Below are 14,178 nucleotides of genomic sequence, written 5' to 3' on the forward strand. Positions count from 1 at the left end.
AATATATGTTATGCAACAGCATTCCTGTTCCTGTAAGAAAGCAGAGAAAGTGCGCCGGCCTGTATTCCGGCGCATTCTCCACTTTATACGATGGGCCATGCCGGGAGTAGGTCTGGCGCTTATACCCAAATGTCCGGTATGCCTGGCTGCCTATATCGCAGTAGGCACCGGTTTAGGTATACCGATTACAACGGCCAGGTACCTGCGTTGGGGCCTCATCGCACTTTGCGTTTCCGCAATTATTTATCTGGCCATCCGGCAACTATCTGCCTTTCGCAGACGCCGTTTGCTTTGATGGCGTGATGGTATATACAAACTTTTCCTTTGCAGCAGGCTTTACCACTTCCAGGTTGATGCGGTAAATGCTGTCGCCCCACTTCTGAATAATACCCTTATCCTCCATTTTGGTCAGCACCAGTTTTTCTACTGTAGCTTTCATTTTTGAAGAATAATTCAGTTGGTAATCTCTTTCCTCCGCATGAATGGTAATCACGCCAGGCGCGGTTACTTCAGCCGGGAAGCAGGTCATCAGGTGTTGCGTAAGGCTATCGGTGCGTTTCAGGCTCACCAGGTCTTCCACCACTACTTTCTGTTTCTTCACGAGCTGCACCGTCCTGTTCCAGTTGTTAATACCCGCTTCAGCAGGATATGCTTTTGCTAAATCCAGTTTCATGATACTGCCGGATTTATTGCTGGTGCTGCTGACTGCGGTGGCTTTATACGCAGGTCCGTTCGGCTGCGTGTATCCGTTAACGGTAGGCAGGTTGTGGAAATCGGAACGGTTAAACCAGATATCATAACGCTGACCACTAAACGTACGGGCAGTATAGGTACCACGGCCCACATCAATCAATACCGGAAGTCCGTCGTAGTATACGATGAAGTTGCCTACATCATTATGGTTATGACTTTCATCGTTGTTACCTCCCTTAGCAGCTACGTAGAAACCTTTGGCGGTGCCCCCGTTATCGCGGGCTGTCATCACTTCCAGGTCGGGCCACCAAACGTTTTCCAGCAAAGGCAGGCCTTTTTCTGCTTTACGGAATTCATCTTTCATGAACAGGGAATAGAAGTTACGGTAATACATATACGTACCGCGCCAGATGCCGTCACGGTCGTTGTCGATATACCAGGCACCGAACTTCATCATATCCGGATCACCTACATCTTTCCCAAAGCGATATACGAGGCTACCATTCATACCAGGCTGCGGATCAGCATCTGCAAAATCGATAAAATACTTTTCGCTGATCTGAGCCTTATAGATAAACTGCGCCATGTGTTTTACTTTTTCATCTTTCAGCACGTAACTAAAAGCATTGTTGGTAGCCAGGTTCAGCATACAAATATTATCATACAGGGATGCCGCGGCACCACTCCAGTAACCGGGTCCTTCATCGCAACCACCATCCTGCGGATACGGATTGAGAAACTGGTCCAGGGTGTAAAGAATTTTGCTGACGGTGGCTGCCCTTACCTGTTCGTTGCGTTCCAGCAACAGCACAGCACAGAGCCAGTTGGAAGAAATCCAGGGATTCCAGTTGTTGGGCCTTCTGCCTGAACTGGTAATACCCATCCAGCCGTGGTGATTGGTCATGAGCGGTGTAAATACGCGACGGTTGGTTTCGTCGTATATACGTTTACGTATGAGCGGAGAAGCGGCATCCAGCTTGTCGCCGATAAAGTAATCCACCCAGCCGAGCAGCTCCGCTGTTTCGGCGGAGAACAGCTCCACAAAAGGATTAGCAACGTCCGGCAGGCCACCGTCTTTCCCCTTTGGAAGGTGTGCAGAGGCTCCCCAGAAAGATTCTTCGCAGATGGACCAGATGCCGTTGATGATATCATCCGTAAAGCGGCCTTTGTTTTCATATACCTCTGCCATCATGAGGGTGGCCAGCACATCGCGCTTGCGATTGGCAATGTCCTGGTACTGGCGGCGGTCGCCGGTGCGTACTATCAGCATGGAAATGGTAGCAGGAATACCCGGCCATTCATAGTTCAGGTAACCTTCTGCCGCCTTGATGGTATTGGCAGCGAGCTTAGGATCTACGGTTGTCCAAACCGCTCTGTTATCGCGCGATGGAAAGGGTTCCCATTTATCACGCGGAATCAGTTTGGCCGCCAGTTCCCTTTCGCCATAGCGACCACTGAGCAGGTTCTGTGCCTGCAGGGTGACGGTTGCCAGCAGCACCCCGAAGAATAGTAATGTCTTTTTCATAAGTGGATGTATTGAAAGTTTCAAACGGTGTGAGCAGCAGCGTAGGAATTAAATGCACGAAAAGGCGCCTTGGGCGCCTTTTCGCAAGTATGGGAATAGAAAATAATTACTTCACCTGGTAGCGTTTCACGCTGATGACCATTGATTTTTTAGCATCATCTACTTTATTGATGTAGATAAACGCCCTGTACTTGCCATCAGCCGTTTCCACCCAGGTACCGCCTTCCGCCTTGAGGTTGAAAAGGTAGCTGGGCTGGTTATTGAAATCTACTGCTTTGAAATCCTGGTCAGTGATGAACACACCATATTGCAGGCGCGCCAGTTGCTGATCGCGGAGATTATAAGCTTTCACGAGCTTAGTCACATTCGCTGCCCCACCAGGTACTACGAAGTCCTGCAGGTATTCCTTTGGAGCTCCCGGTGCTACCAGTGCATGTTTCAGACTGGCGGTTGCGGAAGTACGGTACATGTAAATCAGGTCGATTTTTGACGCATCCACCGTCTGATTTTTTGCATATACTTTCATATCAGCCACGGAAAAGTAGGTAGAATCGCCATCGGTCAGGTTCAGATCCAGCTTCATATCCATGGTGGATATTTCATAAGGGCCCATTTTGTAAGATACGTTTTCACCATTGTCGGACTTCGCAGAGAAGGTGAAGGTCACAGATTTACCCTTTGCTTCTGCCGGAATGGTGTAGAAATAGCGCAAGGTAGCCGCCATGGTATCTTTCGTAAAAGTGGTAACGGTGGTATTACCGGTAGTTACAGAAGGCTCACCGATTTTTACCGGCACGTCTTTCTGTTGCTCTATGGAGTAATAATAGGAATTATTCTCCAGGTAAGTACCGTTAGCGCCCGCAATACTGGCCTCCACCTGTGCTGATACCAGTTTACCCCTGGATGCAGGTAACGCCATTGCATAGGCGAATTCAATCACACCACCGGAAATATTAGGTCCTGTTGAACGTTTGATACAATCGTTCTGCAGCTGATTTTTGGTGGTGGGTGTTTCGTAAGCATCATCCTTTGCGCAGGAGGCTGCGAGCAGCATCATGCCAAGGAGTGCGGGTGTATATGATCTGAAATTAATTCTCATGTCTCAGGTTTTACTTTGGTTGAACGGTGATGATGATCTTATACGTTTTCCTGACTTGCCTGTTGCCGGATACAACGGTGTACTGGCGTGGGTTTGCGAGGTCAGAAAAATCTGTTTTACCGGTAATCTTTGGTTCGAGCTTGCAGTCTTGTGCCAGTGTAAGCTGTGGCCAGAGATTTTTCAGGTCAGCACCATAAAACACCTCCTGGGTGATCGTACCGGCGGCGGTATCAATTACAGGAGCTTTACTTCTTACGGTCTGGAAATCAGAACCGAGCAATTCAAAGTTGGAAACGTAGCAATCCGTACGTGTGGTGATCAGCAGTCCGTCTTCATCCACTGGCAGGTCGTTCTTCTTACAGCTGCTGATCATTCCTGCAAAAAACAGGATCAGGCCGCTGATGATTACAAATTTCTTCATACTGATTTATTTTAGGGAGATAGTAATGCAACTGAATCACTACTATCCCCGGATTGTCAAAAAAGCTGTTATAACCAAGGTGTATTCTGGGTCAGGTTAGGATTGCGGTCACGCTCACTCTGCGGGATCTTAAAGATATAGGCTCTCGCATAGTCTCTTTCAGTAGCATTCTGGAATACCACGGGTGACTGACGTACAGCACCCTGCGTATCCTGCTGACCAACACCTAAACCACCGAGCCCACCGTACAATGCTTCCAGTTTTCTCCAGCGGCGCAAGTCAAACGGACGCTGACCTTCGGCCACCAGCTCCACAATTCTCTCCTGCTCTATTGCTTTAAAGAACGCATCTTTGCTGGCGTATCTGTCGGATTTGAGTGCCGGCAGATTACCGCGGTGACGCACTTTGTTCACCAGTGCAATGGCGTCAGCCTGCGGACCATTTACTTCGTTGGTAGCCTCTGCATACATCAGGTATACATCAGCGAGGCGCATTACCGGATAGTTGTAATCACCATCCGTACGATCCTGACCAGCATAGTTACGTACGAACTTGCGGTATACGTAACCGGAGTTACAACCATCCGTATCGTAGGTAGTGTACGATACGCCACCGATAGTGATGTTTGTACCCCATGACTTATAAATGAACGGTGCGAAACCGGTTGATTTTAATGCCTGCATACCGATTGCTTTCTCATAATCCCACATGATAGTGGACTTCATGCGATAGTCGCGGTTTGCATAACTCTGCGGGTTGAGTGCGGAGTTAAGAGCGGTTCTTGCACCGGCGGCTGTTGGCGCCATCGGCTTCAGCTTTGGCGCTTCTTCACCGGTAGTGATCAACTGATAACGGTCAGCCAGTTCGTAGCGTGGGGATACCCAGCACTGGGAACGCTGCATGGTACGACCAGAGAAATCACGCATCAGGGATTCGCCCTGACCGGTGCTGGTACCACCATGAGTAAACGCCATGATCATTTCCCCATCGCCGTTAGCAATTGGCATAAACAGGTAGAAATAGTTAGGGAGAATTTCACCGCCGCCGAGGGTATCGATGGCGCCTGGTTCTCCGCCTCTGAAGAGGGACAAGCCATAATCATTCACCACATGTCCAAAGTCTTCCGCTGCGCCTTTAAAGGCTGCTGCAGCAGCTGCTGCATCCGGTTTGAAAGTGGTCAGCTCAGGCCAGCCATTTTTATTCCAGGATCCCCAGAACAACTGGAGCTTACCGCGAAATGCCAGGGCAGCAGGCTTTGCAGCACGCCCCACGGCAGCTGGTTTATTAGGCAGCTTTTCCAGCGCATAGCTGAAATCATTCATGATTGAATCCTTGATCTGTGTGATCGGCATGCGCGCAAGCGTTTGTACGTCTGCGTTAGAAGTAGCCACTTTAGTAAAGTAAGGCACATCACCCCACATACTGATCAGGCGGAAATAGGTCATGCCGCGCAGCAGTTTCGCTTCCCCAACGATTACTTCCAGCTTTTCCCTGTTACCCACCTTACGGTCGATCATTGCGTTTACGTTTTCAATCACGTAGTTAGCACGGTTTACAGAGCCATACAGTGCCTTAAAATAGTTATCGAAGCGGTCACCGTAATTGGCGGACTGATAACCAGCATTGCTGGAAGGATTATATGGATCACCGCTGGAAGTAGACGTACCACGGGTACGGGTATACTCTCCCTGGCCATCAAAATAATAATCGCGGTCAAATACAGAACGGGTAGCATTGTAAGCGCCCATCAGTGCGTAAGTGGCATCGTCTTCCGTTTTCCAGAAAAAACTGGAGCCAACTTCAGTAGTAGGTTGCTGATCCAGCAGATTTTTGGTGCAACCGGTAGCCAGCAGTGCCACGGAAGAGGCCACCACTGCGGTGCGTATAATAGATAATGATTTTCTCTTCATAACAATTTTATTAGAATCCAACGTTCACACCTAAGGAGTAGTTTTTAAGCAATGGATACGCATTGCTTCTGTTACCGGTCATTTCTGGGTCCAGACCACGGAATTTGGTGATAGTGGCCAGGTTTTCAGCAGAACCATAGATTCTTACGCTGTTGATCTTGGCCAGTTTAACCAGGCGGGATGGAATGGAATAACCCAGCTGAATGTTTTTCAGACGCAGGTACGACATATTATCCAGCCAGAAGGTGGTTTCCTCACGGTTACCGCCAATGCCGCCCAGACGAGGCCAGATACCATTTGGATTGTCGGTGCTCCATGGATTAGTCCAGTGGTCCCAGGTGGTAGCGTAACGGGTAGCACTGAAGTTGGTATTGTTATAGTTGTTGAGCCAATAGTCTTTACGACCGGCGGCACCCTGTAACAGGAAGCTGAAGTCGATACCATGCCAGCTGACGTTACCAGACAACGCGTAGTTGGTGGTAGGCCTGTCGCGCTGGAAGTTTTCCTGCGCAACTTTATCGTTACCGTCGATGATACCATCGCCATTCACGTCGTTGCGGAGGATATCGCCGGGAGAAGCGCCCTGTGGTGTGGAGTTGTATACATCCTGCCATGTTTTGGCGATACCTTTATCCGTGTAGGTATACACGAAGTGGTAAGGCATGTTGAGGAAGGTGTAACCACGGCCCAGGTACTCATTCCATTTTTCCAAAGTGGTACGGTTGTAAGAAGCATTCGCATTCAGCATATAGGAGATGCCGTTGGACAGTTTGTCCGTCCAGTTCAGGTTCAGCTCCACCCCTTTGTTGCGCAGGTTACCGATGTTTTTACGTGGTGCATCATAGGCACCGGTGAGCAGCATCGACAGGTCAGAAGGCCTGTTCATACCGGTTGTTAAGCGGTTGTAGTAATCCAGTTCTGCATTCAGGCGGCTGTTGAAGAAGCCCAGGTCCAGACCGAGGTTAAACACGGAAGTGGATTCCCAGGTCAGGTCTCTGTTCACCATTTTCTGGTTTACGAAACCTTTCACGATATCTTTATCGAGGAAGTAAGAAGCCATGGCCAGGGTTTCCTGTTGCTCATAGCGGCCTACCCCACTGTTGTTACCCAGTGTACCGTAAGAGGCACGGAGTTTACCGTTGCTCAGCCAGTTGGAAACATATTGTTTAATGAAGTCTTCCTCGATGAATCTCCAACCCACAGCGGCAGACGGGAAGAAACCGTATTGGCTGCCCTTGAGGAATTTAGAGGAACCATCTGTACGGAAGTTGAGTTCCAGCAGATATTTATCGTATGCGGTGTAGTTGATACGACCGATATAGGAACGCAGCCCTTCGGTGCTGGAGTTACCACCAGTACCCTGGATGCTGGTTAAGGCTCCATCGATTTCGTGCAGGTCAGGGTAGAGACGGTCGTTGCGGCTCGCGCTCAGGTTGCGGTCGTACCAGTACTCTTCTGAATACACACCGAGTACGGTGAGGTCATGGTTTTTATTAAATGCCTTGTGATAGGTGAGGCTACCATTCAGCTGTGTTTTATAGCCACTGCTGGTGTTATTGGAGATACCGGCGTTGGCACCGTACCATACGCGGCTACCGTTGGTCATCGTCTGGAAATTCCAGGAGGTGGTTGGAATAGGTGCTGCGTAACGGAACTGGTTATAATAAGCCAGGGAGTAATCGATTTTAGCGGTCAGTCCTTTGATGGGCGACCAGTCGTAGTATACATTGGCATTTAACTGCTGGCGGTTCTGATCATTTTTGTTCTGGGTGAACATCATGTATGGGTTGAACGCCTGCGGATCTTCGTTGAAAGCCATTACCCCACCAAATTTGCCTGTGATCGGATCGTATGGAGTGATACCGGCGATCGCATATTGCAGATCGAAGTTACCGCCATCATCGTCCGTGAAACCGTTTTCCAGGGCGTAGGTGAATTTAGTCCATACCCCTCCGAACTTCACTCCTACGTTCATGTTCGGACGCAGTTTATAATCGAAGTTAAAACGAGCGTTATATCTTTTGTAATCGTTGTTGATCTGAAGCCCCTGTTCATTCTGCACTCCTACGGACACGAAGAAGTTGGAAACGTCGTTACCGCCGGAAGCAGAGAGGTTATAGTTTTCGTTTACCCCGTCGCGCATGATGATGTTCCACCAGTCTGTGTTAGGATAAGCCAGCGGATCGATCATACCCATTGCCATCCATTGGTCGATGGTACCGTCGCGGAAGGTGAGCAGGTCGCGCATGGTCCCTACACGCTGCTGCATTTGCGCCAGGGTGAGGGAGCGCGGGTAGTCGGCCATGAAGTCGTACGACTTGGTAGGCTTGGCTACACCATAAAACCCGTTGAAGTTAAATTGTGTTTTTTTGTTGCCCTTACCGGATTTGGTGGTCACGAGAATGACACCGTTCGCAGCGCGGGAACCGTATACGGAGGCCGAGGTTGCATCTTTCAATACAGAGATGCTCTCGATATCGTTCATGTTGATGGTGTTGATGTCCACGTCCGGCATACCATCCACTACGATGAGCGGGTTGGCGTTGTTTACCGTACCCAGACCACGGATGGTGAGGTTGGCACCGTTTTTACCGGCCATACCTGATGGCTGACTCACAGCCAGGCCGGGCACCAGGCCGTTGAGTGCAGAGGAGGCGTTGGATACCGCGCGACCCGCCATTTTCTCATCTACTTTAATAGCAGAAACGGCACCCACCATGTTTACTTTTCGTTGGGTACCATAACCCACTACTACTACCTCACCCAGCGCTTTCTGGTCGGTCACCATCTGCTGGTTGATGGTTTTCTGGTTGGTATAGGCCACCTCTTTGGCGCTGAAGCCCATGGAAGTGAACAGCAGTACAGGAGATTTTACGCTGGCGGGAAAACGCAGTGAATACGCACCTTTAGCGTCTGTAACGGTACCGTGGGAAGTACCTTTTACAGCGATAGTAACACCCGGAACCGGTTGTCCCTTATCGTCTGTTACAACCCCTGTGATAACGTGTGATTGAGCTGGATCCTGCTGAAAAAATTCAGCAACAGCATTGCCGGATGCACCTGAAGCCGCATAGGCAGGCGCGGTACAGATCATACCCGCTGCGGGTATCAGTGTCAGCATCATCCAGTGTAAACGTAGTTTACCCGATGAAGAACGTGGTAAATAGTGAATCATTAGGTATTAATTTTTGAGCAATAAAAGGCTGAATCGGGTTACAGTCCGATACCTATGTAATTTGAATGCATGATAAAATAGCAATAGCAAGCCTCGCCGGTAACCGACATAAGTGGAATGGCACAGCAAACGTTTGCATGAAAAGTTAGTACACTAGACCTTAAGTCATGAGCCAATTAATTTCATACGTGGGAAAAATTTTGGTCTTTTCTCTTCAGTTGATTTGTATTTATTGTATCAGGAAATAGCAGTACACGATCAAAAATATAAAAAACAATCGATTGAAATAAATAATCTTCCAACAAAATAGAAATAATTATCCTGATTTTAGATAGTATCTAACAAAAAATATCCAGAATGCGAAAATTGTACAGAAAACGAGCGAAATAATATCAGTACAAATACAGCCGGTGCAAATAATTTCGTGCCCTTGAAATCCGGCATGGCAAACGTTTTCGTAAAGCAGGGACTAACTTATCTTGATTCACAGCTTCTTAGCTGGTTTTGCGGTAATTAAACACCGCCCACGCATTCAGCACCAGCGCAAACGCTATCTCATACAGGAACTCCAGCTGCACATCCGCAAAGCCACTCCCCTTCAGCATCACCATCCGTATTACCTTTACAAAATGAGTAACAGGGGTAAGCGCCGATATCGTGCGCGCCCAGCCGGGCATGCTCTCCGTGGCCGTAAACAACCCACTCATCAGCATAAATATCAACATAAAAAAGAAAGCCAGAAACATTGCCTGCACCTGGTTGGCACTGTAAGTAGAAATCAGCAAACCAAAGCCCAGCAAGGCTACCAGATATACGGCCGCAAACAGGTATAATAACCATAACGGCCCTACGGACACAATGCCATATACCACCCAGGCTACCAATAAGCCAATGGTAAAAATGATCAGTCCCATCAGCCAGAACGGAATCAGCTTGCCACTTATGAATTCCCACTTGCGTATAGGCGTTACGTTGATCTGTTCAATAGTGCCTATCTCCTTTTCCTTTACTATATTGAGCGCGGACATAAAGCCACCGATCAGCGTGAGCAGCAGCACGAAAATACCAGGCACCATGTAATACTTATACTGCTCTCTGGGATTATACCAGGTATTGTATGTCACGTTTATCACCGGCATACCCGCCGGCACCGGATGCGCCGCACGCACGATATCCAGGTCGGTACCCTGACTAAAATCAGCAATGATACTATTCAGATAAGCGCCTCCGATTGAAGCCCTGGCCCCATTGATCGCATCTATGGAGAGCGATACCTGTTGCCGCCCCTCTCTTACCAGATTGCGCTCAAAATCTACGGGAATCTCCAGCACCACATCGGCATCATTGCGCTCCACATAATGCAATGCCTCCTGGTAGGAACTAACAGCACCGGTTATACGGAAATAGCCACTGGCACCCAACTTGCCCAGCATCCGCTGGGTAAGCGTACTATGATCGTGATCTACCACCACTACCTTGATATCCTTTACCTCAAAATTGGCCGCCAGCGGCAGTATGATCAGCTGTATAGTAGGCATGGCAAAGATCATCACGAGAATAATACGGTCCCGCAAAATCTGTCTGAATTCTTTCTGCAACAAAAAACCAAGTTTCTTCATTCCAGTCTGGTTTTAAATTTCAGTAATGCGAGCGACAACAAAGCAACCGTCATACCTGCCAGCACCAGCGTTTCCCGCCAAACAGCACTAAAGCCCAGCCCCTTCAGCATCACCGCCTTTACAATCAGGTAATACCACCTGGAAGGGACCACATTTGCCACCAATTGCAACGGCACAGGCATGTTCTCCAGCGGATACATAAAACCTGTCAGTAACAACGTTGGCAGCATCATGCCCATCATGGAAATCAGCATGGCCGCCTGTTGCGAAGTGGCGATATTACTAATCAGTAACCCCACAGAAAGACAGGTGATGATAAATAAGGTGCTCTCTGCAAACAATAATAGCAAACTGCCCTTCACCGCAATATCCAGGAAACCTACTGACAGGATCAATATCAATGTAAAGTTTACCAGCGACAATACCAGGTACGGAATCGCTTTTGCTATCAGCACCATAATCGGATGAAACGGCGATACCAGCAGGATTTCCATCGTTCCCAACTCCTTTTCCTTTACCACCGAAACAGAGGTGAGCGTGGCACACACAATCATAAATATCAGCGCGATCACTCCGGGAATGAAATTCAGCGAACCATTGCCTTCCGGGTTATATAACATCCTGAGTTCCGGGATAATACCGATAGGCACCACTCCTCCACCGGCCAGCTCCTGCTGATAATTCAGCAGTATGACGGACAAATAATTCACCAGCGTTTTCGCCGTATTCGGATCGGAACCATCTGCAATAATCTGCACGCTGGCTTTACCATCATGGCGCAAATCGTTGCCAAACTGCGGCGGAAAAACCAGCACACATTTAATCGTTCCTTTTTTAAAGGCCGCGTCAATTTCGGGCCCCGCCAGCTGTTTCTCCTGTACAATAAAGTAAGACGAGGATTTTATCTTACTGATAATCCTTTCCGTATTTGCATCTTTCGACTGATCGCTGATCACGATGTCCGCGTTTTTCACTTCACTGGTGAGCGCATAGCCAAACAGCAGGATCTGCACCACCGGCAAGCCAAACATGATCAGCAACGTGCGCCGGTCGCGGAACACGTGGTAAAACTCTTTGCGGATAAATACCAGTAACTGTTTCATAAGTTAATCAGTCTGATGAACGTTTGGCCGACCTGGCCAGCTGATAAAATACCTCCTCCATATTTTCTGCCTGGAAGCGCTGCTTCAGTGCCTGTGGCGCGTCCAGCGCTTCTATTTTACCATCCACCATAATCGTCACCCGGTTACAATATTCTGCTTCATCCATGTAGTGCGTAGTTACAAACACCGTAATACCAGTGGCAGCCGCTTCGTAAATCATATCCCAGAACTGCCGCCGGGTAACGGGGTCCACCCCGCCGGTAGGTTCATCCAGGAATACTATCTGCGGCCGGTGAAAGATTGCCACGGAGAAAGCCAGTTTCTGTTTCCAGCCTAACGGTAACTCCCCAACGAGTTTTTTAGCTTCCCTTTCCAATCCCAAGGTTCGGATCAGTTCATTGCTTCGCTCTTTAATCACCTGCCTGCTGAGTCCATACACGCCACCGTAAAACTCAATATTTTCCAGCACCGTCAGATTTTCATACAACGAAAACTTCTGACTCATATAACCGATATTCCTTTTGATCTGATCCTGCTGATGATAAACGTCAAATCCCGCTACGGTAGCCGTTCCGCTGGTCGGGAACGAAAGACCGCACAGGATACGCATGGCCGTGGTTTTACCGGCACCATTGGCCCCAAGAAAACCAAAAATCTCTCCCTTGGTAACCTCAAATGTGATGTTGTTTACGGCGTAAAAATCGCCGAAACGCTTCGTCAGCTCTTTACATACAATCACCTGCTCTGCCATACTATTGATTTTTTTGATTCATCAATCGGATAAAGGTATCTTCAATGCCCGGCGAAATTTCTTTCACGGCAATGCCTGTATGCCCCTTCTGCCGGGCGAATGCTTCCAGGTCAGCCACAGCATTACCTTTATCCTGCTTCATCGTCAGGTGGAGGTATTCCCCAAAAGCAAAGCAGCTTTCCACGGCAGCATTGTCCCGCATGTCTTTCAGCAAGCCGTATATATTGGCTGATTTAGCAGCGTATAGCCGTACGGGATAGCTGTGCACGATTTTATCCGGCGTGTCTATCTGCATGATGCTTCCTGCCTGTATCAGTGCAATCCTTTCGCAGAGACTGGCTTCATCCATATACGGTGTGGACACCAGAATGGTGATGCCCATGTTTTTGAGTCGCGCCAGTATATCCCAGAACTCACGGCGCGACACCACATCCACCCCCGTAGTTGGTTCGTCGAGGAACAGCACTTCCGGTTTATGTATCAGTGCGCAGCACAGTGCCAGCTTCTGTTTCATACCGCCGGAGAGCTTTCCGGCGCGTCGATCGCTGAAAGGCTTCAACTGTTCGTATATATCGCGGATGATGTCGTAATTCTCTTCGATGGTAGTACCAAATAACGTCGCAAAAAAAGTCAGGTTTTCGTGTACGGTAAGGTCCTGGTAGAGGGAGAATTTACCGGGCATATATCCCAGGATTTTCCGGATCTGCCGGTAGTCCTTCACCACGTCCAGCCCCTGCACTGTGGCGGTGCCTTTGTCGGCCAGCAGCAAGGTGGTGAGCATACGGAAGATGCTGGTTTTACCGGCACCATCAGGTCCAATCAGGCCAAACAGCTCTCCCGGCTTCACCGTCAGGGAAACATTATCTACCGCCAGGATTTTTCCACCGGCATATGTTTTCGTGATGCCATCCAGCACTACTGCATCCATAAGGCTTGTTTTATTGTTTTGACCAGAGCGCTTCTCCGTACATACCTATTTTCAGGAAACCATCATTCTTTACTTTTATCTTAATCGCATACACGAGGTTAGCCCGTTCATTCTTTGTTTGAATCGTTTTGGGTGTAAACTCTGACTTCGCGGAAATCCAGGTAATGGTGCCGGTGTAGGACTTATAATCTTTTTTTCCCTGGTCGATGCGCACCTGCACTTGCTGGCCCAGCCTGATCTGCGGCAGCTGGGTGCCATCCGCATAGGCACGTAGGTATAGTGTGTCCGTATTAGCAATTTTATACAGCGGCTTGCCTACAGTGGCCAGCTCCCCCTGCAAGGCGTAGCGGGTAAGCACTACACCGGTGATAGGGTTAATGATCAGGCCTTTGCGGATTTGTTCATTGTATTGGGCGGCGGCCATTTGCAGGGGTGCCTTTTCACTGAGCACGGACCTGTTTTGCACGCCGGTTGTATAGTCGTCGAGGTTAATTTGCTGGCGGGTGGCCGCTATCTGTTTACGCATCTGATCCACCTGGCTGTTCATATCATCCAGCTGCTTGCGGGTGGCTGCATCTTCCTCCACCAGGTTTTCGGTACGTTGCTGTTCCCGGATAAGTTGCGCCAGCTGAGCTTCCTGTACGGCCAGTTGTTTTTTAACCAGCTGGTTCTTTTCGGCGGGACTGCTGGTTTTTTCCTGCAGCGCAGCGATGCTGGCTTCCACCTGTGCTTTTTGCAGGGAAGGAATTTTCACGTCTATCTGTCCTACGGTATCCCCTGCACGAAGTGTAGTACCTTCCGGGGCCTGGAACGACAATAGCTCTCCGTTCTGCTGGGCGGATACAATCACTTCATCTGCTTCAAAATTGCCGGAGGCATCGGCCTGGTTGGTTTTATTGTTACAGGCAGATAGCATGGCCAGTACAGCCGCAATACAAAGTATCTGTTTCATGT

Annotated in this window: 11 protein-coding genes; 1 reads left to right on the forward strand and 10 read right to left on the reverse strand. The window is 48.9% G+C overall.

Annotated elements, in window-relative coordinates; all coding sequences use genetic code 11:
* The first annotated feature begins 10 nt into the window (after window positions 1-10).
* On the forward strand, window positions 11-295 hold the full coding sequence (locus BUB18_RS29335) for a hypothetical protein (RefSeq protein ID WP_143159884.1): 285 nt from the start codon (window positions 11-13) through the stop codon (window positions 293-295).
* On the opposite strand, the gene BUB18_RS09305 is transcribed toward BUB18_RS29335, so the two are convergent.
* The 10 genes from BUB18_RS09305 to BUB18_RS09350 form a co-directional block, all read right to left on the reverse strand.
* Window positions 263-2,218 carry a heparinase II/III domain-containing protein gene (locus BUB18_RS09305; protein WP_073080132.1) on the reverse strand — a complete coding sequence of 652 codons (1,956 nt, stop codon included), beginning with the start codon at window positions 2,216-2,218 and terminating at the stop codon, window positions 263-265. The genes BUB18_RS29335 and BUB18_RS09305 overlap by 33 nt on opposite strands.
* Window positions 2,219-2,324: 106 nt before the next feature.
* Entirely contained in the window at window positions 2,325-3,317 is a 993-nt protein-coding gene (locus BUB18_RS09310) for a DUF4466 family protein (protein ID WP_073080133.1), read from the reverse strand.
* Between the two features lie 10 nt (window positions 3,318-3,327).
* The gene (locus BUB18_RS09315; RefSeq protein ID WP_073080134.1) at window positions 3,328-3,738 is read right to left on the reverse strand and encodes a DUF5018 domain-containing protein; all 411 of its coding nucleotides are present in this window, start codon (window positions 3,736-3,738) and stop codon (window positions 3,328-3,330) included.
* 68 nt (window positions 3,739-3,806) lie between these two features.
* Window positions 3,807-5,648 (reverse strand): RagB/SusD family nutrient uptake outer membrane protein, encoded by a 1,842-nt coding sequence (locus BUB18_RS09320; RefSeq protein ID WP_073080470.1) that lies wholly within the window; start codon window positions 5,646-5,648, stop codon window positions 3,807-3,809.
* Between the two features lie 10 nt (window positions 5,649-5,658).
* Window positions 5,659-8,823: a SusC/RagA family TonB-linked outer membrane protein gene (locus BUB18_RS09325; RefSeq protein ID WP_073080135.1), complete on the reverse strand. Its 3,165-nt coding sequence runs from the start codon at window positions 8,821-8,823 to the stop codon at window positions 5,659-5,661.
* A 494-nt stretch (window positions 8,824-9,317) separates the two neighbouring features.
* On the reverse strand, window positions 9,318-10,442 hold the full coding sequence (locus BUB18_RS09330; protein ID WP_073080136.1) for an ABC transporter permease: 1,125 nt from the start codon (window positions 10,440-10,442) through the stop codon (window positions 9,318-9,320).
* A complete protein-coding gene (locus tag BUB18_RS09335; RefSeq protein WP_073080137.1) occupies window positions 10,439-11,545 on the reverse strand; it encodes an ABC transporter permease in 1,107 nt (368 codons plus the stop codon). The genes BUB18_RS09330 and BUB18_RS09335 overlap by 4 nt, the downstream gene beginning before the upstream one ends.
* Before the next feature lie 7 nt (window positions 11,546-11,552).
* Window positions 11,553-12,296: an ABC transporter ATP-binding protein gene (locus tag BUB18_RS09340; RefSeq protein ID WP_073080138.1), complete on the reverse strand. Its 744-nt coding sequence runs from the start codon at window positions 12,294-12,296 to the stop codon at window positions 11,553-11,555.
* Between the two features lies 1 nt (window position 12,297).
* On the reverse strand, window positions 12,298-13,224 hold the full coding sequence (locus BUB18_RS09345; RefSeq protein ID WP_073080139.1) for an ABC transporter ATP-binding protein: 927 nt from the start codon (window positions 13,222-13,224) through the stop codon (window positions 12,298-12,300).
* A gap of 10 nt (window positions 13,225-13,234) precedes the next feature.
* Window positions 13,235-14,176, reverse strand: a complete 942-nt coding sequence (locus BUB18_RS09350) for an HlyD family secretion protein (RefSeq protein WP_073080140.1) — start codon at window positions 14,174-14,176, stop codon at window positions 13,235-13,237.
* Window positions 14,177-14,178 lie beyond the last annotated feature (2 nt).

The organism is Chitinophaga jiangningensis, assembly GCF_900142605.1.
GTDB classification, from domain to species: domain Bacteria; phylum Bacteroidota; class Bacteroidia; order Chitinophagales; family Chitinophagaceae; genus Chitinophaga; species Chitinophaga jiangningensis.